19 protein-coding genes are annotated in these 21231 nt (G+C 68.0%); 12 read left to right on the top strand and 7 right to left on the bottom strand.

All coding sequences use genetic code 11. The annotated features are described in order from the left end of the window. Positions 1-60: 60 nt before the first annotated feature. On the bottom strand, positions 61-2550 hold the full coding sequence (locus IT361_04375; GenBank protein MCC6316908.1) for a response regulator: 2490 nt from the start codon (positions 2548-2550) through the stop codon (positions 61-63). 297 nt (positions 2551-2847) lie between these two features. Between IT361_04375 and IT361_04370 the strand changes: the two genes are divergently transcribed. From IT361_04370 to IT361_04335, 8 genes are all read left to right on the top strand, one after another. Then, on the top strand, positions 2848-3264 hold the full coding sequence (locus tag IT361_04370) for a hypothetical protein (protein ID MCC6316907.1): 417 nt from the start codon (positions 2848-2850) through the stop codon (positions 3262-3264). Continuing rightward, positions 3261-3752 carry a hypothetical protein gene (locus IT361_04365; protein MCC6316906.1) on the top strand — a complete coding sequence of 164 codons (492 nt, stop codon included), beginning with the start codon at positions 3261-3263 and terminating at the stop codon, positions 3750-3752. The genes IT361_04370 and IT361_04365 overlap by 4 nt, the downstream gene beginning before the upstream one ends. A 512-nt stretch (positions 3753-4264) precedes the next feature. Beyond that, on the top strand, positions 4265-4615 hold the full coding sequence (locus IT361_04360) for a hypothetical protein (GenBank protein MCC6316905.1): 351 nt from the start codon (positions 4265-4267) through the stop codon (positions 4613-4615). After that, positions 4612-5910 (top strand): Glu/Leu/Phe/Val dehydrogenase, encoded by a 1299-nt coding sequence (locus tag IT361_04355; GenBank protein ID MCC6316904.1) that lies wholly within the window; start codon positions 4612-4614, stop codon positions 5908-5910. The genes IT361_04360 and IT361_04355 overlap by 4 nt, the downstream gene beginning before the upstream one ends. After that, positions 5903-6211 (top strand): TraR/DksA C4-type zinc finger protein, encoded by a 309-nt coding sequence (locus IT361_04350; protein MCC6316903.1) that lies wholly within the window; start codon positions 5903-5905, stop codon positions 6209-6211. The genes IT361_04355 and IT361_04350 overlap by 8 nt, the downstream gene beginning before the upstream one ends. 339 nt (positions 6212-6550) lie before the next feature. Then, positions 6551-7078, top strand: a complete 528-nt coding sequence (locus IT361_04345; GenBank protein MCC6316902.1) for a hypothetical protein — start codon at positions 6551-6553, stop codon at positions 7076-7078. Between the two features lie 290 nt (positions 7079-7368). After that, positions 7369-8136 (top strand): hypothetical protein, encoded by a 768-nt coding sequence (locus tag IT361_04340; protein MCC6316901.1) that lies wholly within the window; start codon positions 7369-7371, stop codon positions 8134-8136. Between the two features lie 13 nt (positions 8137-8149). Beyond that, on the top strand, positions 8150-9280 hold the full coding sequence (locus tag IT361_04335; protein ID MCC6316900.1) for a hypothetical protein: 1131 nt from the start codon (positions 8150-8152) through the stop codon (positions 9278-9280). 35 nt (positions 9281-9315) lie between these two features. Here IT361_04335 and IT361_04330 read toward each other — a convergent pair whose 3' ends face one another. The 4 genes from IT361_04330 to IT361_04315 form a co-directional block, all read right to left on the bottom strand. Then, the gene (locus IT361_04330; protein MCC6316899.1) at positions 9316-9696 is read right to left on the bottom strand and encodes a nuclear transport factor 2 family protein; all 381 of its coding nucleotides are present in this window, start codon (positions 9694-9696) and stop codon (positions 9316-9318) included. A gap of 56 nt (positions 9697-9752) precedes the next feature. Beyond that, positions 9753-10712, bottom strand: a complete 960-nt coding sequence (locus IT361_04325; protein MCC6316898.1) for a hypothetical protein — start codon at positions 10710-10712, stop codon at positions 9753-9755. 120 nt (positions 10713-10832) lie between these two features. After that, the gene (locus IT361_04320; GenBank protein MCC6316897.1) at positions 10833-11702 is read right to left on the bottom strand and encodes a hypothetical protein; all 870 of its coding nucleotides are present in this window, start codon (positions 11700-11702) and stop codon (positions 10833-10835) included. A 216-nt stretch (positions 11703-11918) separates the two neighbouring features. Further along, complete coding sequence (locus tag IT361_04315; GenBank protein ID MCC6316896.1) at positions 11919-13298, bottom strand: nitronate monooxygenase; 1380 nt, start codon at positions 13296-13298, stop codon at positions 11919-11921. A 200-nt stretch (positions 13299-13498) separates the two neighbouring features. Here IT361_04315 and IT361_04310 point away from each other — a divergent pair, with 200 nt between their 5' ends. Beyond that, the gene (locus tag IT361_04310) at positions 13499-14941 is read left to right on the top strand and encodes a tyrosine phenol-lyase (GenBank protein MCC6316895.1); all 1443 of its coding nucleotides are present in this window, start codon (positions 13499-13501) and stop codon (positions 14939-14941) included. Next, complete coding sequence (locus IT361_04305; protein ID MCC6316894.1) at positions 14938-16329, top strand: tryptophanase; 1392 nt, start codon at positions 14938-14940, stop codon at positions 16327-16329. Before IT361_04310 ends, IT361_04305 begins: the two co-directional genes overlap by 4 nt. Before the next feature lie 64 nt (positions 16330-16393). Here the strand turns inward: IT361_04305 and IT361_04300 are convergent, their stop codons facing one another. Next, entirely contained in the window at positions 16394-16930 is a 537-nt protein-coding gene (locus IT361_04300) for a pyridoxamine 5'-phosphate oxidase family protein (GenBank protein ID MCC6316893.1), read from the bottom strand. 182 nt (positions 16931-17112) lie between these two features. After that, a complete protein-coding gene (locus IT361_04295; GenBank protein ID MCC6316892.1) occupies positions 17113-18231 on the bottom strand; it encodes a glycosyltransferase in 1119 nt (372 codons plus the stop codon). A 564-nt stretch (positions 18232-18795) separates the two neighbouring features. On the opposite strand from IT361_04295, the gene IT361_04290 reads away from it, so the two are divergent. Further along, the gene (locus IT361_04290; GenBank protein ID MCC6316891.1) at positions 18796-19491 is read left to right on the top strand and encodes a response regulator transcription factor; all 696 of its coding nucleotides are present in this window, start codon (positions 18796-18798) and stop codon (positions 19489-19491) included. A gap of 13 nt (positions 19492-19504) precedes the next feature. Further along, the gene (locus IT361_04285) at positions 19505-21010 is read left to right on the top strand and encodes a DUF4118 domain-containing protein (protein MCC6316890.1); all 1506 of its coding nucleotides are present in this window, start codon (positions 19505-19507) and stop codon (positions 21008-21010) included. Positions 21011-21231 lie beyond the last annotated feature (221 nt).

The following is a 21231-nucleotide window of genomic DNA, read 5'->3' as shown; positions in this document are numbered from 1 at the left end:
CACCACGAGAGCGTCGCAGCTGGTCAGTTGCCCTCGGTCCGGTTGAGACCGTGCCCCCGCTCAGAGCGCCGAGGGCGAAGGCGCGCGCACCACGAAGGGGTCTGATGGCTGGGCCGCGGCGAGCGCTTCCCGGATGCGGGTCGACAACAGGTCGAGCGCGACTGGCTTGGTGAGGACCTTCTCCGCGGACCAGGGCGAGCTGCCCTTGCCCACCGCTCCCGGAGTCCCCGACATGCACAGGACGGGAAGGTGCGGCGCCGAGTCCTGAATGCGACCCACCAGGGCTTCACCGCCCATGCGCGGCATCACGAGGTCGGTGAGCACCAGGTCCACCGCCCATTGGTGCGTGTCCAGCAGCTCCAGCGCGGCAACGCCATCTTCTGCCTGAAAGACTTCGTAGCCGAGTCGCGTGAGGTACTTCGCAAAGACCTTTCGGAGCGCCGGCTCGTCGTCCACAACGAGCAGGCGGCCCATGCCCCGCGCAGGTGCCGCTTCGCGCCTCGAGGAGGCGTCCACATCACTCATGGTGGCGAGCGGCAGGTACACGGTCACCGTCGTCCCCTTCTCCACCTCGGAGGCGAGCGTCACCGTGCCACCGGCGCTCGTGACGATGTCGCGCACGGTCGAGAGACCAAGACCAGTGCCGAGCCCCGACGCCTTGGTGGTGAAGAAGGGCTCGAAGGCACGCGAAAGCGTGGAGGTATCCATGCCCCGACCGGTGTCCCTGAGGCGGACAAACGACCACGTGCCCGCCGGTGCGTGCGCGTGAGCGTCGTCGTCGAAGTCCGCGGACGAATGCACGCCGACCGCGATGGCCAGCTCACCCTCGCCCCCCATCGCATCCCGCGCATTGATGGCAAGGTTGAGCAGTACCTGCTCGAGCTGCACATCGTCGAGCGACACCAGCACCGGCGCGTCGGGAACATCGAGCGTCACGCTCAGCGACGATGGCAGCACGGCACGCAGCGTCTTCTGCGTTGCTCGCACTTCGGCCACCAGGTCGAGCGTGCGCGCGCGGAGGGGCGTGGGTCGGCTCAGGGCCAGAAGCTGGCGCGCCAGGGCGCCCCCTCGCTCGGCGGCCAGGCTCACGGCCGCCCACTCGTCCGTGCGATCCCCGGGACCGAGGAGCTGCGCGAGCTTGGCATTTCCGAGCACGACCGACAGCAGGTTGTTGAAGTCGTGCGCGATACTGCTGGACAGCTTGCCCACGACTTCGAGCTTCTGCGACTGCCGCAACTGCGCTTCGAGCTGAACGCTCTCGGTGACGTCGCGGAGGTTGACCACGACGCCGTTGACCGACGGGTCGCTGCGCAGGTCAGTCATGACGGCGTCCACCTCACGTGTGCCGGCGCCTGCGGTCACCTGCCAGCGCTCGGCCTTGCCTGGTGACGTGCCGCTCCCCGCAAGGAGCTGCTTCACGTAGGCGGGATCGATGAACTGCTGCAACGGTTGCCCGGTCACCGCGGCGTCCGCGGCGCCGACCAGCCGAGTAAAGGCCGGGCTCGCATAGCGGATGATCCCGTGGTTGCAGATCACCAGGATGGCGTCGGACGACCGCTGTACGAGCGAGCGAAAGCGTTCGCCCTGCGCGGCGCGCGCGGTGGCCTCATCGAGGAACTCGCGTTGTGCGAGGTGCAGTCGCGCGATGACCAGCATCATGAGCCCGCACCCGCCGAGGATCAGGCCGGAGATCGGGCCCTGGATGTCCTGTCGCCAGAACTCCGCGATGAGCAGCACGGCAACGATCGCCGTCGCCACGTAGGGCAGAACCGTGAGGCCGGTGTCGACGGCGACCGGTCGGCCCCTGCCCTCGTGCGTCGTTGTCTCCGGGACTCCGAGCGCCGCAGCGGCGACCAGGCCACCCGCGAGGGCGAGGAGCATGTCTCCGACGGCTCCGCTCCCCGGCGTTCCCACGAGGTTGCTGTGGTCGTAGGCGATGTCGGCAATGGACGCAAAGATGGTCCCCGAGGCGAGGAGCGCTGGCCATGTGGCAAGGCCGCCGGTGGGTCGGGACATGAGCATCGCAGCGCCGAACACCACCGCCAGTTCACCGGGAAACAGGATCCCAACCCGACTGAGGATGCCCACCTGGAACGCTTCGAGGTGGCTGTAACGGATCACCGAATACCACGCGAGCGTGGCCGTCGTCACGACGACCATCAGGCCATTGAGAAGCAGCTTGGCTCGACCCGCCGAGGTCGCGGGCCACGGGAGGAGAAACCAGAGCGCGGCGACTGTGGCCGGGAAGTAGAGGTTGTACATCGCCCATGCGCTGCGTTCGATGATCGCGAGCGGTAGTGCGTCGTACACGACCCAGAGCAGGGTACCAAGGCCGGAAACCGTCCACGCGATTCCGAACAGCCACCAGCCGCGGGTGAGGCGGGCGTCATGGCGCGATCGCCACCCAGCGACGAAGGCTGCCCCGGCTGGCGCCACGTAGAGCGGCATGAACACCAGGTCGTTGACGATGCCGCGGCTGACGTATCCCAGAATCATTGCCGTGGCCCACACCAGGTACGCCGCCACGTAGCCCCATACCAACCACCGCACGACGCGGAGGTGGTTCTGTGGCGCGAAAGGCTGACCAACAGACTGCAGCGGATCCGTCCTGATGACGCAGGTGGCAGCGGGCTCCTGCTCGAGCTGTGGGAGCAGCCCGGAACTGGAGCCGGTGGGGTGTCGGGCGAACCGGCCTGGTGCGGTGCCCGTCGTGCGCAGCGCAATAGTAGGCTCCGGCCATCCCCGGCACCAGTCGGCCAAGTCGCCACAGGGGGCGGCGGAACGCACCAGCGTTGAGCTGATCGCCCAGTGGGGTGCCTTGGGGATGATCTACTGTCAGTCCCCGACGTGGCCGGTCGACGGGAGCGCCACACGCCGGCCTACCAGGCGGCCCTGGGAGAGTTCTATTCCCGCTATGTCTGGCGTGCTCCGGTGCAGGCCGACCTCGACAGTGTGATGTCGACGGTGATCCAGGACATCTACAGGTACATGCAGGGCCCGAGCGAATTCACTATCACCGGCATCCTCAAGGAGGATGATGCCAAGCCATTCCTCCCCGAAATCAGGGTACCGGTCCTCTTCACGGTCGTGGAGTTCGACGAAGCCAATCCGGACATCGTGCGTCAGCATGCGACCAGGTCGCCACAGGGTGGCCGAAGAGTTCCTGGCGTTGTACGATCCAGCGACCTGACCCGGGCGTGTCGGTCTTCATTCATCCAGCTCGCATGCGTCTGGTCGCCAACCAGCAGAGGGGTCTCGCGATGATCCTCCGATCCCATGTAACGACGCGGCTTCACAGGGTTTTCGACGGGGCGTATGCGATCGCGGAAGCGCGAGGCCAGCGCGACATTTCCTCGGCACACCTGCTGCTCGCGCTCCTTAGGGAAGGCGGGAGCCTTGCCGCCCAGTACTTGCTGGCTCGCGGCGTGCCACTGCAGGGCCTGGCGGCGGAGATGGAGCAGGAGTTGGGCGAGAGCAGCGAGAGCCCGACGGCCATCGACGCCGTGCGTCCGTGGACACATGAGGGAGAGACCTGGCTTCGCGCGGCGCACGAAGAGGCGATCCATCTCTGGCCGAAACGCGCGTCCGCCAGGAAGGTCGCGTCTACGGAGACACTCTTGCTGGCCCTGCTCTCGGCGTCGCCCCAACGCTTCAGTCCCTACGCCGTTGGGCGCGAGGACTGCATGTCGGTCATTCGCTGGGCGCACGAGTCACCGGAGAGTCGAGGCGGACTCCCTGCATTCGTTGGGTAGAGAGGCTGCGTGACCCACGCGCAACGCGTGAGGCCCGGCCAGGGTCGCTCGACGGGCACCGGTGAGCCCGCTTGCGAGAGGGAGGCCGTAGTCGGCCATGGCTCGCCAGCGCGTTGACTTCAGCCGTTTTCGGACTACATTTGAACCCATGACGAGCTTGGGGCGCTTCAGCACTATTCTGCCGTTTCCTGGCACCGCGCCCTCGCGCGTGCCCGAAACCAGCGCGCGCCACTGGACCGGCCGAGCGTCACAGAGCCTGGCCACGGCCTCGTCGAGACCACACGTCGCGGTCGCCAAGTCCAGGGTGTCTGACTTGCGCTCCCTGGCGCGGTCTTCCCAGGGGATTCGTCGCTTCTCACGCCCGTCACTTGGCGGATAGCAGCAGCGACTGACTCGTCCCCTCGGTGACTCCACGTCACCGGAGACCGCCCCACACACAACACAACGTGCCGTGGGGCGGTTCTTCATCCGCCCCCGGCTTTCCTCATCCCAAGGCCGGAGCGCTGCTGGACATGTCATACCTGCGCCGCGTACCACGAAGACCCACTGGCTGGACCCTCTCGGACGGAGATCGCGTGGTGGGGACGATCGTCCCCGGCAAGATCTCGTTGACGGGTTTCCCGGACACCGACTCGGCGACGATGGCCAGGAACGCCGCCGCAGCCGTGGCGCGAGACTGGGCCGGTCCACGCACCCTGGACGACACGCATCACCCCACGTCGCCGCAGCCATCGCCCGACGGCCTCGGGTTCGAGTACCACATGCCCGCTGACACCTGGCACGCCCTGCAGCTCGAGCTTGCGCAACGCATGCACACGACCACCCACGCCCTACGCCATCAGACACCGGAGCCGGCCGCATGACTTCGACCCTCCTGACACCATCTGAGACGACGACCTCGACGGATTTCACCCTCGAGACCAATCCCATGCACGCGATGCTCGCGCGATACGAGCGCGCGGCCGCGGCGCTCGAGCTCGATCCCGGCATCGACCGCATCCTTCGCCAACCCGAGCGCGAGGTGACGGTGGCGCTGCCCGTGGAGATGGACGACGGTCGCATCGAGGTCTTCACCGGCTACCGCGTGGTGCACAACACGCTGCGCGGTCCGGGGAAGGGCGGCATCCGATACGACCTTGGCGTCACGCCCGATGAGGTCCGCGCGCTGGCATCGTGGATGACCTGGAAGTGCGCCGTCGTGGACTTGCCGTTTGGTGGAGCCAAGGGCGGCGTGCTCTGCGATCCGCGCACGCTCTCCACGCGCGAACTCGAACGGATCACGCGTCGCTACACGGCCAGTCTCATCAAGACCTTCGGCCCCGAGTCCGACGTACCGGCCTCGGACGTGGGCACCAACGAGCAGGTGATGGCCTGGATCCTCGACACGTATTCGATGCACATGGGGCACACGGCGAACGCGGTCGTCACCGGCAAGCCGATTGCCCTCGGCGGTTCGCTCGGTCGCGGTGCCGCCACGGGTCGTGGGGTGCTGTTCGCCACCGAGTCGGCTCTGCAACATCTGGGGATCCCGATGCGTGGCGCGACGGTGGCCGTGCAGGGTTTCGGCAAGGTGGGTGCGGCGGCGGCCCGCTTGCTCGCCGAAGCGGGCGCGCGCGTCGTCGCGATCAGCGACTACACCGGTGCGATTCACGATGCACGCGGCATCGACATCACGGCGGCAGAACAGTGGGTGCGCCAGCACGGGACGCTCACGGCATTTCCCGCCGGCGATCGGATCAGCAACGATGAGCTGCTCACGCTCGAGGTGGACGTGCTCGTACCGGCGGCGCTCGAGAGCGTGATCACGTCGCGCAATGCGGCGGACGTGCGCGCGCGGATCGTGACCGAGGGCGCCAACGGGCCCACCACGGCGGCCGCTGATGCGGTACTCGAACGGAACGGCGTGTTCGTGGTTCCTGACATTCTGGCGAATGCCGGTGGCGTAACGGTGAGCTACTTCGAGTGGGTGCAGAACCGCGCCGGGTATGCCTGGAGTGAGGCGGTGGTGAACGAACGGCTCGCAGAAGTGATGCAGCGCGGCTTTGCGGAGGTTCTGGACATAGCGAAGCAGCACAACGTTTCCATGCGCACGGCAGCGTACATGCTCGGGATCGGGCGTGTGGCCGCGGTGCAGAAGCTACGGGGGATTTATGCCTAGACTTGCCAGCACGTCCCGACTCTCCAGGTCCCAGCTCGACGACCTGCACCATGAGCTGCGCCGCGAGTTCGCGCGCGCGGAGCGCTCCGTGGCGGAGGGGAACCTGACGCCGGAACACGACGACTTGCGCGCGGCACTGCAGCGCATGGCGGTCGGTGAATACGGGCTCTGCCTGCGCTGCGAGTCGCCGATCCCGTACGGGCGATTGCAGGTGATGCCGGCCACCCGGCATTGCATCACGTGTGCGCAGCTCGGCAGGCCGACGAGCGCCTCAGCAACGAAGGAGCGTCGGGTCGCGTGAGCGAACTGCCTGACCGCGCGGAGTGCTGAGCGCGCCTCGTCAGGCAGGGTACGCGGGGAGACGAACCCAAGGGGTGACGGGGCTGGTGGCCCGTCACCCCTTGTCGTTCATGTCCATGTCCGTCGGGCGGGCGCGAGGGACCGCGCCAGGTTCGGCGGGTGTGCATTGGCGTCGCCTAACGAACTCGACCACGGCAAAGGGCCTGCAAACGTGATCCAGGTTGCAGCCGCGAGTGTGACTTTCGTTGTAGGTATTGACGGCTCGTCGCCGATCATCGGTTGGCGCGCACGTGGTGCCGTGGGAGCCGGAGCGGGGTGTCAACGCCTGACGAGGAGCGAGATGCAGACCAGGACACTGCTGGGGGTCGTGATCGCGGCGTCGGGCTGCCTCCGGCCCGCGGACGTCGACGCCCGTGCGGCCCAGCCGGCGAGCATTCCGCCGGCCGAGCCGCCGCATTGGCGTGTGACCGCCGCGATCTCGCGATCGGACGGCGAGATCTCCATCGACGCTGCCATGCGAAGCGCGACGGCCTCGCCTTCGGTGCCCGTCGATCTCGTGGTGCGGTGCGACCACGGACAGGTGAGCGCGGCCCTGGTGGCGACACCGGGCACGTTCGAACCGCGCTCGGACGATCGCGCCAACGTCTGGTGGCAGCTCGACGCGAGCCGGGAGACGCCCGACACGTGGCGCGTCCGGTCAGCGAACGCGATCGTCGAGCCCGACGACGCCACAGCGTTCGTGCGCCAACTCCGGGGTGCAGACACACTGCATGTCGTGGCCGACGGGGCGTTCGAGGCGACGTTCCTCGTGGACGGTCTCGAGGAAGCGCTCGACTGGCGCTGTCTCCTGGCGAGCGACCCGGGCTGAATCGGCAGCCCGAATCGTGGGCGGAGCCGCGCGACGGGGCGCATCGATCCATCAGCGGGCTCAGTGACAGCACGCACGAGTGCCCCGACGGCCCGGAGGGCGAATCGTTGCAGGGTTTCCTTCGGTACTCGGTCGCTGTCCGACCAGGAGATCATGGAACGCCGTGCAACGTCTCTGCTCAGGTGGTCAGGACCTGAACGAAGTCGGTGCCGAAGCGCGTCAGAGATGCGCTACACGACCTCGAGCGGGTATGGGGCGCACCTTTCCGGTCAGCGAGGGTACGCAGGAGGGTGCGCTCCCTGTCCACCGTGCTGAACGCGACGATCGCTGGCCGCCTGCTTGCCGGCGTGTTGTTGCTTGCGCCGGCCACCCTGTGCGCACAGCTCGGATCTGGTGACGGCTTTCTCTTCCGCGTACCGAGCGTGCGGCTGGCGTTCACGGCCGGTTTCGCGCAGCCCCGAGCGCGGAGCGACGTGTTCGAGTTTGTCACCGACGAACTGACCCTGCGGCGCGGTGACTTTGCGGGAGGCGCGTTTTCGGCAGCGGCATCGGTCCGCGTCACTCCGCGTGTCGAGGCAGGCCTGGCCGTTTCGTACTCCGGTCGCAGCGCCGACTCCGAGTCGCGACGATTCGAGGGCGAAGACGACCTTCCGATCCTGCAAACGACCAGCCTCCATCGCACTGCTCTCATGGCAACGGGGCGGATCTCGCTGACATCACCGGGCCACTCGGTGGGCCGCTTTGCCTGGATCCCGTCGCGGCTCGTCCCATATGTTGGCGGTGGCGCGGGGCCCGTGTGGTACCGGTGGAGTCAGGAAGGCGAATTCGTGGACACCGAGACCCTCGACATTTTCGCGGACAAGTTTATCTCCAAGGGGTGGGCGCTTGGCGGAACCGCGTTCGGCGGGACGGACATCTCGCTGACGCCCCGGGTCGGGATGTCCGTCGAAGGTCGCTACCTGTGGGCGCGGGCGCCATTGCGAGATGACTTCAGCACGTTCAACAAGATCGACCTTTCGGGGTATGACGCGTCGATCGGGTTCTTCTTCAGGTTTTGACGAGGACCACACCATGCCGCACCGCATCGCTCGTCGCGTCGTTGCCCTCACAGCGTTCGCCATCGCGGTCCCCGTGGCGGCGCAGAACAGCGTTTCGCCGTGGGATCCCTGGATCGGCTGCTGGGATCTCGTGCCACGCGCATCACAGATGTCGACGGATGGCACACGCGTGTGTGTTGTTCCATCAGCCGACGGGGGTGCCGTCGAGCTTGTCTCCATCGCTGGCGACAGCGTCACTGGGCGTCAGCAGCTCCAGGTCGGTTCGGGTCGGCGCGTGCAGGACGGCGCGTGCACCGGCGTCGAAGATCTTCACGCGACGGGCGTTCGCGTCTACGTCCGCACGTCGATGGAGTGTGGCGGGCAGCGTCGCCTCGTGAACAGTGTGATGGCGATGTCGGCGATCGGCGAGTGGATTGACGTGCGCGGCGTGGCCTTTGGCACCAACGTCGGCGTGAAGGCGTCGAGGTATCGCCCGGCGCCGTCATTGGCCCGGCTGCCTGCCGACGTTGCCCTCGCGCTGCGACAGCGATCGCCCCTCGCGGCAGGGTCGCGAATCGCGGCATCGGGCCGCCTCCAGCCCGCGGACGTGATCGAGGCCGCACGCTATCTCGAGGTAGGGGTGCTTCAGACGTGGCTCGCCGAGCGTGGGCAGGGGTTCACGCTGGACGCCAACGGCCTGCGTGCGCTCGAAAAGGCCCGCGTGGCTCCGTCGGTGATCGATGTGATGGTCGCGCTCTCCTATCCCGCGCAGTTTGCCCTCGATCGCACGCGGCTCGGTGACGCGGCCCCCGACGTGCGCGGCGATGTGCGTGGTGAGGGGAATGGCGCCGACTGGTACGATGACGGCTATGGGTACGGATACGGCTACGATCCCTATGGGTACGGATACGGCCGCGGCTACGGCTGGTATGTGGGGAATCGCCCGATCGTGGTGGTCCAGCGCCCGGCCGATTCGGACGACGACGAACACGGCAAGGTGGTGAAGGGCCGTGGCTACGTCTCGGGGCGCGACGGCTCATCGCGTTCGGGCGGCGAGCGATCGGGCGACGCGCGCGGTCGTGCGGGCTCCGGCAGCGGTGATTCCGGCTCAGACAAGGGCTCGAGCACCGGACGCAAGGCCAAGCCAAAGCCGTCCGGGCCATAGCACGCAGCACATGGAGCGGGGGGAGGCGCACCGCGTTAGGCGGTCGCCTCCACGATCTTCCAGTAGGAGTCCTTGCGCGTGACCTTGCCGTTGCGGAACTCCCAGAGGTCGCAGCCCCGCACGCGGATCGCTCGTCCGTCGCGCGTCGTCCCGGTCAGCAACCATTCCGAGACGCCCTGGTTGCCGGCGACCCAATGGCGGTCATCGCCGAAATGCACGTCAGGAATGCCCTCGAGGCGCGACGCGATCGCGACGCGCACGGCCGCCTTGCCGATCGAGCGCGCCCCGTGTGGCTCGGGCCCCCGCGGCATGTCGAACGTGCAGTCGTCCGCGAAGAACGCCATGATGGCGTCGAGGTCGTGGGCATTGAACGCATCGAGGATCGCCTTCAGCGCGCTCGGTGATGCCTGGTCCATGTTGTTCCGCTGGTTGTGACCCGCTGCGGGGGGCCGATGGCTACGCTGCTGTTCATCTACTCTTCGAGCGCCTCCTCGAAGAATATCGGTGACACGAACGCGATGGGAACCCGCGTCGCTGCATACGCAATCCAGCTAGCGCCGGGCTGCAGGGGCAGCGCCACCTGCAGCACGGGCACGCGATCGAGGAATGCGCACTCGCGGGTACCGACCCATGCCTCCCGTGACCTGACGCGCGCGCCGGATGCCTTGCCGACGAACAGGACTTCTCGCGCCAGTACCACGCGCCACCGATTGCAGCCGCGGGCTGCACCGGTTCGCATCCGATGCGAAAACGCGCCACCTTCGAATTCCACTGCGCCCCGAGCGAACAGCTCGGGAACTTCCGCCACGGGTACGCCGGTGCGGTCCCAGGCGAAGCGCGCGGCCTGCTCTGCACTGATCGGCAGCGCAGCAGACCACGTGTCAGGTACGCCGGCCGGCGCATAGGCGGCAAGGAGGTCGAACGTGTCCGTGCGTACAGGTCGGTTGTCGCGGAACACGACGTCATTGTCGTCGATGGCCACTTCGACCGTCATCTCGGCGATGCCCTTGTCATTGCACAGCGGAAGGAGCCAATGCGGGCCGTGCATCTGCCGAACCACAGTCGCCACAGGCGCCGGGAAGGTGTCCAGCTCCAGCAATCGAATCTGGGAATGCACGAACCACGCATCCGCACAGCTTACGAGCAGGTGCGGGTCGATCCAACGGCCGCGCTGCCCCTCGGGAATGCCGCGCAGGAGGACGCGGTTGGTCATGTATTTCGCGAACTGCAGGGTTTGCTCGCGGGCCGTGGCCAGCGTCATTTGGCCTGCGATGAGAAACGGCGACGGAAACCTGAACCGGCCGTCAGCCCCGAGCCGAGCGGCGGCAGTACCGGTAACCATCTCCGGTCGCAACTCGCTCGGCGCGTCCACGGGCTCCGCGGCCACGTGACACGCCGTGGCGCCAAGCAGGAAAAGCGCTGCGTACCGCACCTCGCTTCCTCCGGTTGGGCATCCACCGTATCAGACAGGTCAGCCGCCGTGTGCCCTACCTTCGGATCACCATTCGCGCCCCTCCGAAGGGGCGCTGGGATCGACCGGCCCGTCGCATGATCAGCCGGGCGGCGTCCCGTGGCCAGGGTAGTGAAGCGAAAAACACGTGGGGCACACGCCGTGCGAAAACTCGGCGTCGCTGCGCGCGCGAACGTACACCTCGACCTGCTGCCAGTCGCCGTCCTCGGCGTGCACCATCTTGCAGAACGCGCAGATGGGAATGATGCCCTTGAGCGTGCGCAGATCTCGTTGGGCGCGCTCCTCCCGCACCTGGCGCTGGCTGGCCGCCTCCCACGCCGCCTCCCGGCCCGCAAGACGATGGCGCTGCCGCACCAGCAGCATGCCGAGGACGTTCAGCGTCAGCAGGATCAGGACGTTGCCGGCCACTGAATCGTGCTGCGCGCCGGCGCTCCAGAACGACGGGATCGCGACGAGGCCCGCCGTGAGCGCGACCGGCGCGACGAACTGTCGCGACGGCCTGGTCGGGAAACCCACATACAACGCAAAGAGCCAGAGCAGCGGCGTCCGGAGCGGCACGCCGGCATCCAGCGGCCGCAGGGCATTGAGGGCCACGATGCACGTGACGCACGCCAGCGTTACGCCGAGCACGCGCGCCTCGTAGGACCTGCGCGTGCGGCTGAGTGGAATGAGGACGGCGCCGGCAATGAGTGCCGCGACCAGCGCGAGGCGCAGAACGCCGCGTATGGCAAACGTCTCAGCATCGCCCCGCGCGAGCAGCGGATCGGCCGTCGCGAACCAGATCGTCGGCAGCAGCAACACCAGGCACGCCATACGCGAGAAGCGTGCGTCGCTGTCGAATCGCAGGCGCGTCAGCGCGTCGAACGGCAGCGCCTCGCGGCCATCGGTTGCTGCCCTTGACCAGAAGGTCCCCGCCAGGGACTGTCGAACCTGTATGGCTGCGCCCAACATGCGTCACGGGTCATGGGGTGGCGCGGCGGCCGGCTCGCCCGGCGCCACGCCACAATACTGCGACGGCTTACGGCGTTCGGCCACGTGCGCCCTTCATCGAACGGTCCGCTCCGCCGCTGCGACCCGCCTCCTCCACGCACACCGGCGCGCTGCCATCCCTGCCGAGACTGCCGGCCAGCGGGCGCGTGTCGGCGCTGCGCGGCCCTCCTGGCGTCGCTACGCCGGTTCGCCGAGCAGCCAGGCGACGACGTCTGATGCGGAGTATTGCGAGCGCGGCCCGAGGAACCTGCCGAGTGCGAGCAGGTCGTCGCCGCTCGTGACGAGTGGCTCTTCGTCACCCGCGTCACGCCGCTGGCCGTAACCGATCGTGGCGGTCAGGCCGTTGCAGAGACAGCGCCGCCCGACGGTATCGGCCGCATCGCCACCCTTCTTCACGTAGGCGTCCACCGGCTCGGCGGAGCAGCGGTAGCCGATCCTGCCTGCTTCGGACATGTAGGCTGTCCGCAGATATCCGAGGTCGCACACGCGTTCGCGCCGACCTTCATGCCACGAGTCGTCGCCCACCTCGACGACCTTGAACGGATAGCCGGTGGGTGACGCGCGCGGATCCGTGCGGACGCGCGCACTGCCATCCTGCACGCCGGCGAGTACTCGGGCTCGCAGTTCCGGCGTCACCCCAGACTCCTGGCAAAAGGCAAACAGCGTGCCCACCTGAATGCCCGCCGCCCCCGCCTGGAGCGCGCGTTGCAGGGCATCGGGCGAACCGGCGCCGCCGGCGATCCAGAAGGGCACGCCCAGGTCGCGGAGCTTCACGAGATCCACGACGTCCCGCTCGCCGTAGATCGGTTCGCCTTGCTCGTTGAGTCGCAACTCGCCCCGCGGCGGTGCGTTGTGACCACCGGCTGTTGGCCCTTCCACGACAAAGCCGTCGACGCGACCGGTCGCCTTGCGCGCCAGCGTGATCGCGAGCGAATGCGCGGAAACGATTGCCACGAACTGCGGACGCATCAGCGGCGCGCCCGGGTCCGTCCAGTGCGCGCCCGGATCGAACGACAGCCATTCGATCGCTTCAGACGGAAGACCTTCGACGTCGAATCGGATGGATGCCGGCCGGTGGTCGGCGAGTGCATCGAGCGCGCCGGGAATCTCCCGCGGGATGCCCGCGCCCATCAGCACGAAGTCGACCCCCGCCAGCATCGCCCCGTACAGGGAGGCGAGGTTGGGCATCTGCACCTTGGTCAGCAGGTTGATGCCAACGGACCCGGCGTGGCCTTCCTTGGCGAGCCAGACTTCGACGAAGCTCGCAAGCATGGTGACCTGCTGGCGCGCCGCGCTCACCACCTGCTTGTACATCGGCAGCGCCTTGTACGGCGTGCCGGGCGCGCGCCCCTCGGGGTGGAAGTAGCGCCGGAGCACGCCCTCGCTCACACCGGGAATCGGGAACGCGGCCATCGCGCGGCGGACGTGTCCACCGGGATCGCCGTCCTGCAGCCTGCGCACGAGCACGGTGTCGATGGCCGTGCCCGATACGACCCCGAGCTGGCCGAGCCGGGCGACGGCGCGGGCAAGCGTCCAGCTGGAGACACCCACGCCCATTCCGCCCTGGATGATGCGAGGCACGGTGGTGCCAGCCTCGCCTGAGGAATCGCGCATCGGTCGATCATACCTCGCCCGCGAGTCCGAACGCATCGCCGATTCCCCGACGCGTCGTCGGCAACTCCCTGACGGCAGTCCCTCGGCTCCAAGCGCTACGGTACGTCCCACCCTTACGCCCCCGATCGGAGACGACGTCACACATGCCACATCGCAGCTGGGCTGAACCCTGGAAGGTGAAGGTCGTCGAGCGCTTGCGCATGACCACGCGCGCCGAACGGGAACGCGCGATCCGGGAGGCCGGATACAATACGTTCCTTCTCCGATCCGAAGACGTGTACATCGACCTGCTCACCGACTCGGGCACCAGTGCGATGTCCGATCGGCAATGGTCGGCGATGATGATGGGCGATGAGGCCTACGCGGGCTCGCGCAACTTCTTCAGCCTCGAGAGCGCGGTGCGGAGGTACTACGGGTATCAGCACGTGATCCCGACCCACCAGGGACGCGGCGCTGAACACATCCTCTCGAAGATCCTCATCAAGCCCGGGGACCACGTGCCCGGGAACATGTACTTCACGACCACGCGCGCGCACCAGGAACTCGCCGGCGGCACGTTTCACGACGTCATCATCGACGAGGCCCACGATCCGGCGTCCGAGTTCCCGTTCAAGGGCAACATCGACCTCGCGAAGTTCGACCGCCTGGTGCAGGACGTCGGCGCGGCCCGCATCCCCTACATCACGATTGCGGCCACCGTGAACCTGGCCGGCGGGCAGCCGATCAGCCTCGCCAACCTTCGCGCGGTGCGCGACTACACGCGCGAACACGGTATCCGCGTGATCCTCGACGCCACGCGCGCCGTGGAGAACGCCTGGTTCATTCAGCAGAACGAAGCCGGCCAGCGGGCGCGATCGATCGCCGATATCCTGCTCGACCTGTGCGCGCTGTCCGACGGCGCCACCATGTCGGGCAAGAAGGACAGCCTCGTGAACATCGGCGGATGGCTCGGCCTTCGCGACGACCACCTGGCCGAGCAGGCGCGCAACCTCGTCGTCGTGTACGAAGGACTCCACAGCTACGGCGGACTGGCCGGGCGGGACATGGAAGCGATGGCCATCGGCATCGAGGAGTCGGTGGACGAGGAGCACATCCGGAGCCGCATCGGACAGGTGCACTACCTCGGTGACCTCCTCGCCGACGCCGGGATCCCGATCGTCAGGCCGTTCGGCGGCCACGCCATCTTCCTGGATGCGGCGGCCATGTTGCCCCACGTGCCGCGCGAGCAGCTCCCCGCGCAGGCCCTGGCCGCGGCGCTCTACGTGGAGTCGGGCATCCGGAGCATGGAACGCGGCGCGGTCTCGGCGGGACGCGATGCCACGACGGGCGAGAACCGATACCCGCGACTGGAACTCGTGCGCCTCACCATACCGCGGCGCGTGTATACGCAGGCCCACATGGACGTCACCGCCGAGGCGGTCGTGGCCGTGCATGAGATGCGCGACCAGGTGCAGGGCCTGCGTTTCACGTACGAACCCGAGCTGCTCCGCTTCTTCCAGGCGAGGTTCGAGCCCGTGGGCGCACTGGTGACGGCGAGCCGCGGCGCGGACGCGGCGGCCGGCCTCGAGGCCCGGAGCGCGTCATGACGTTCCGCACGATCATCGAGCCGTTCCGCATCAAGACGGTCGAGCCCATTCGCCAAACGACCCGCAGCGAGCGCGTGGCCGCGATCACCGCGGCGGACTACAACGTCTTCCTGCTGAAGGCCGAAGACGTCCTCATCGACCTGCTCACCGACTCCGGGACCGGGGCGATGTCGGTGTACCAGTGGTCGGGCATGATGCGCGGCGACGAGTCCTACGCCGGTGCGCGCTCCTTCGCAGCGTTCGAACGATCGGTGCGCGGCATCACGGGCTACTCGCAGGTGATCCCCACCCACCAGGGTCGCGCTGCAGAGCACATCCTGTTTTCGACCACGGTGCGCCCCGGCGCCGTGGTGCCGAACAACACGCACTTTGATACCACGCGTGCCAACGTGCAGGACTGTGGCGGCGTCGCGCTCGATCTGCCCATACCCGAGGCGCACGACCCTTCATCGCTGCACCCGTTCAAGGGCAACATGGACGTCGCCGCACTCGAAGCGGCGCTCCGCGCGAACCAGGGCAACGTGCCGCTCGTGATGATCACGGTCACGAACAACGCCGAGGGCGGTCAGCCGGTCAGCCTCGAGAACGTGCGGGCGGTGAGCGAGGTCTGCCGGCGGCACGGCATCCCGCTGTTCATCGACGCCTGCCGCTTTGCCGAGAACGCGTGGTTCATCAAGACGCGCGAGCCCGGGCAGGGCGATCGCACTCCGCTCGCCATCGCCGAGGAGATGTTCTCGCTGGCCGACGGTTGCACCATGAGCGCAAAGAAGGACGGCATGGTGAACATCGGCGGTTTCCTGGCGATGAACGACCCCGAGTTGGCCTTTCGGTGCCGGAGCCGGCTGGTGCTCACCGAGGGATTCCCGACTTATGGCGGGCTGGCGGGCTATGATCTGGAGGCGATCGCGGTCGGCCTCTACGAAGCGCTCGACGAGGACTACCTGCGGTATCGCATCCGTTCGATCGAGTACCTGGGTGAGAACCTGTCAGCCGCCGGCGTGCCGATCGTGCGCCCTCCGGGCGGCCACGCGCTCTACCTCGACGCGGCGCGACTGCTGCCGCACGTGCCGCAACGCGAGTTTCCCGCGTGGGCCTTGTCGCTCGTGCTTTACGTCGAGGGTGGCATCCGCGCGGCGGAGATCGGGTCTGTCATGTTTGGCGCGCAGCCTGACGGGCAGGAGCGCTTCGCGCCACAGGAGCTCGTGCGCCTGGCGTTTCCGCGCCGCGTCTACACCCAGAGTCACGTGGACTACGTCGCCGAGGTCGTGCGCCACGTGGCGGCATTGGCACCACGCATTCGCGGGGTGCGCATCGTGGAGGCGCCTCCCGTGTTGCGTCACTTCACTGCGCGCATGGCACCAGCACACGGTCAGCTGCTGACGGAGTGAACACAGGCACTCCGACGTCGCCAGGCAGCAACTGAAATCACCTGTTGGAAGCGCCGGGAGCGCATCAGGTGGTGCGCTTCCGTTTCCGAGTGGGCGCTCTCGTCGCGGACTTCGTCGACGCTGCGCGTGCCCGCCGTCCGCTGATCTCGTCGATGTGAATTCGGAACAGGATGGTGCGCGACGGGACCGGGTCGTCCGGAGTCCATGACGCCGGGAACAGTCGGCGCACGGCCGCGCGGGCCCTTCGCCACGTCTGGCGATCCAGGTCGCTCCCGTTCGGGTTGAGCACGTAGAAGCCGCCGTGGACGACCACGCTCTCCCACGAGAGCATGCCCTTGATCTCATCGACTTCGAAGGCCACCCAGGGGCTGTGCGCGATCAGGCGGAACTTTGTACCTGCCGACGTCCGTCCGTAGATCCACCCCCGTTGGTGGATGTAACTGATTGGCCTGATGTCGACGCGATTGCGGAATGCGAATGCGAGCCGGCCCACGTGGTGACGAGACAGGAGTTGCAGGCACTCCTGGCGGTTCATCGATTCGATGACGAGCGTGTCGTCCGTTGGCGTCGTGTCGTTCGTTCGTCGCTTGCGCGCCGTCATCCGGGCCTCCTGGGCAGTCGCCGAGCGGGGGAGTGATCGCCGCGTGTCGCCTGAGCCGTCACGACGCCTGCGGCACCTGAAAACTGGCACCGGGTCGCTTGCCGTGCGTGCGGGGCAGGCCCCACGAGCGTGAAGGCGATTCCCCGACACGCGCGCGGAGCGGCCGGCGCGCGCGTGGCGGGCTACGCGGATGCGCGACCGCGTCCTGCCGCGGTCCGATAGATCCGCGCGAGCGCCGCCATGCTGCTCACCATACCAAACCCGGCCTCCACCACCTGCGCTCGGCGATCGCGGCGGGGGCGACCCAACATGCCGAGCACCGCATCGGCCCACGCGTCCGCGGGCGTCTCGAGGTCGAGCCAGCGCACGAGGTCGCGGCAGATCGTCACTTCGCGCGTGATGGTGGACGAGAACACACAGGGCAGTCCGGTCGCCTGGGCTTCGATCGCGGCCAGTGGCAGGCCTTCCACGCGCGAGGGCATCACGAACACGTCGGCCGCGCGATAGATCACGCCGAGGTCCTGGCGCACGCCCAGGAACTCGACCGCGCCGGCCAGGCCCATGGAATCGACGGTCGCCTGCAGCAGGCCCGCCATCGGGCCGTCGCCAACGATCCACAGGCGCGCACCCGGCCAGCGTGCGCGGATTTCACCAAAGATGCGCAGCAGGAATCGGTGGTTCTTCTCGTGGCTCAGCCGCCCGACATGGAGGATGGTTGGCGAGCCCGTCGTCATGCCGGCCGGGTAGCGGCTGCCGGAGTCTGACAGGCGGTCGAGGTCCAGCCCAAGCCTGAAGCGATGCACCTGGCCGGAGGCTTCGGCGTCCTTCCCGAATACCGCCACGGCCGCAGTATCGCTGCACGCCACCTTGAGGGTGGCGTGTCGGTCGATGAGCCGCTGCAGGAACGGTGCGGCGAGGCGGCGGACGGGGCCGGGCATCGTGCGCAGTTCGCGGCAGCCGCGATGGCTGTGCGCGACGCGAACCGGCACGTCGGCTCGGCGCGCGGCGATCAGCGGCAGCGCCACCGGATCGAAGTGGCTGTGGACGACCTCGAACGGGCCTTCGCGGCGCAGGACGTCAGTGAGCGTGTGCAGGAACTCGAACGGTCGCGACGGACCGGGGCACTCGAAGATCCGGGCGCCTTCTCGCGCGAACTCCGGCGCCAGGTCGCCGCGCCCACGCATGGTCACCGCGACGTCGAGCTGCCAGCCGCGCTGGTGCGCGAGCGGCAGGGCCTGCCGCAGCCAGGTCTGGACGCCGCCGACGTCCAGGTCGTTCAACACGTGGAGGATACGCGACATGCGATCAGCCAGGGATCGCCGTACACACGCTCGCTGCCACTGCCCATCGAGCCACCATCACCATTGCCCGCCCTCGCCTCCTCTCGGATACCGTCCGTGCCGCTGACCGGGTGGCCGCGGCCCACGGCGTCAAACTGCGGACAGGAGCAACCGTTGTCCAGCAGCAGGCAGTTTGACGTGCGGGCCAGGCACTCGTGATGAGAGGGTTCTCAGGCGCAATGACGGGGTTGCAGGCATCTGCGCCCTCCGCGGGCTCGATGCTGCGCCGGCAACGACAGGACGCTCGCGCGTGCGATCCGTCCGAGATGCCGTGCACGAGGAGCGCGACCACGACCTCCTGCGAGCAGCGGCGTGGGTGCCGTTGGGAGGGTCATCCTTCACGGCCCGTGCTCACCCAAGGCAGGGTGGCCGCGTCATGACACGGCTCGCGTACGGTTCACGCGGGCATCACCTTTGTGCCGCGCGCACCTTGTTCTGACGCCCAACCCGAATCATGGACCTCCGCTCGACCATCACACCGCAGCTTCAGGACCACCATGTCATTCGGCAGGTCAGGACCGCACGGTGAAATCACACGCGCCTCCCCTGCTCATCGTCGACGATGAGCCGCAGATCCGCCGGGCCGTCGGGCGCGCGCTCGCCTCGATCACAGACACGACGCTCGAGGCGGCAACCGGCGCCGAGGCGATCGACCTCGCCGCGGCGGTGGCGCCGGCGCTGGTCGTCCTCGACCTGGGGCTGCCAGACATGGACGGCGTCGAGGTGTGTCGCCGCATTCGAGCGTGGAGCGACGTGCCCGTGCTCGTCCTGACCGCGCGGCACCAGGAAGAGTCGACCGTCGAGGCGCTCGACGCCGGCGCCGACGACTACGTGACCAAGCCGTTCCGTCCGCCCGAACTGCTTGCCCGCGCGCGCGCGCTCCTCCGGCGCACACGCCAGGGCAATCCGGCCGCTTCGGCCGTCGTGACGGCCGGCGCTCTCACCATCGACGTTGGTGCCCGCACCGTCACGCGCAACGGGACGGCCGTGCACCTCACGCCCACCGAGTGGGAGCTGCTCGTCGTCCTGGCGACGCACGCGGGCCGTGTGTTCACGCACCAGCACCTGTTTGCGACCGTATGGAAGGGCCGGGAGTTCGGCGACGCGCAGGCGCACCTGCGCGTACACCTGGCGCACCTTCGTCGCAAGCTCGAGGAGGATCCCGTGCGCCCGCGTCACCTGGTCACGGAGCTGGGCGTTGGCTACCGCTTCGTCCCCTGAGCGCACACCGCCCATGCAGATCCGCTCCCGCATGGCCCTGCACGCGGCCGTCATCGTTGGTGTGACGCTGCTCATGCTTCCCCTGCGCGAGCGGCTCGACAAGGCGCATGTGACGCTGGCCTACCTGCTCGCGGTGCTCATCGCGTCAGCCGATGGAGGTCGGCGTATCGGACTGCTGTCGGCTTCGCTCGCGTTCCTGACGTTCAACTGGTTCTTCCTTCCGCCGTACGGCACGCTGATCATCGCCGAGCCGCTCGACTGGTTCGTGCTGGCGAGCTTTCTCGTCACGAGCATCGTGGCGTCTCACCTCTTTCACCGGGTGCAGCGTGAAGCGGAAGAAGCTCGTGCGCGCACGCGCGAGGTGTCGTCGCTGGCCACCGTCGGCACGGAGGCGATGCGGGCGCCGCGCGCCGAGGGCGCGTTGCAGTCACTCGCCGAAGGCGCGCGCGTCATCCTGGAGGCGGATCGCTGCACCGTCGTCGTCAACGGAATCGATGCGGGCGCGCCGGCGCTGCGCGTCGTTGGAGGCAGCGGCTCTGCCGAGCCCCTGACGATGGCCGCTGATCGCGGCACGGGTGTCGCCACACTCCCGGACGATGCCTCGCGACTCTTTCCGCTCGCACTGGCCGATGCCGGACATCCCCTCGACGGATGCACGATCGTCAGGATCGCGCTGCCGCTCTCCTCGCACGAGCGCGGGATCGGCTCGGTAACGTTCGACCTGCCGACGCCCCGGATCGTCACGCCGGAGCTGCGCCGCGTGCTGGGTGCGCTCCATTACTACATCGCACTCGGCGCCGATCGATGGCGGCTCGAAGGTGCGTCGGAGCATGTCGAGGCGCTTCGTGAGGCGGATCGGCTCAAGAACGCGGTGCTCGCGTCCGTCTCGCACGATCTTCGGACCCCGCTCACCACCATCAGCGCGCTCGCACACGACCTTGGTACGCTGGGCGATGAGCGATCGGAGATCATCGCCCAGGAGGCCGCGCGGCTCAATCGATTCGTGAGCGACCTGCTCGACGTCTCGCGCCTCACGGCCGGTGGTGTGCGCGTGCATCCCGAGGTGGTCCCGGTGGAAGATCTCCTGGCAGCTGCGCTGCAGCAGGTCGAAGGCGCGTTCGCCGATCGTCGCATTCAGGTTCGGATGGAGGCCGGTGATCCGCTGTTGCTCGGCAGGTTCGATCCCGTGCAATCGGTGCGCATCATCGTCAACCTGCTCGAAAACGCGCACAAATACGCGCCGACCGGGACACTGATCGACCTGGTCGCGCGGCGCGATGACGGGTACGTGGTGATCGAGGTCGGTGATCGCGGTCCGGGCATTCCGCCCGACGAGGTGGATCGCATTTTCGCGCCGCTCTATCGTCCCGCAGGTTCGCGACCGGATGCCGGCAGTGCGGGCCTTGGCCTCGCGATCGCGCGCGGCTTTGCCGAAGCGCAGGGCGGGTCGGTTCGCTATCGGCCGCGCGATGCGGGCGGCAGCGTGTTCGAGGTGACGTTGCCCGTCGCTGGTCTGTAGGTCGCGTCGGGCGCCGCGGAGCGATGCCCAGGACGAGCCGATCCTTGCGGGGCCCGACGGGCGCGAGGCGAGCCGTCTTTACGACTTCTTAACGCGCCTTCACGCGTCCTTTGTGCGGCCCTGGCCGCCGCGCGTGCACTCTCCGTCCGTCACCCTCACGGATGGATATGCTGGACCTCGCCTACCTCGCAGGAACGGTCGGCTTCTTCGCCCTCATGCTC

The organism is Gemmatimonadaceae bacterium (assembly GCA_020846935.1).
GTDB lineage: Bacteria > Gemmatimonadota > Gemmatimonadetes > Gemmatimonadales > Gemmatimonadaceae > RBC101.
Note: the sequence above shows the minus strand (reverse complement) of the source record. Positions and strands in the feature narration are given on the sequence as shown.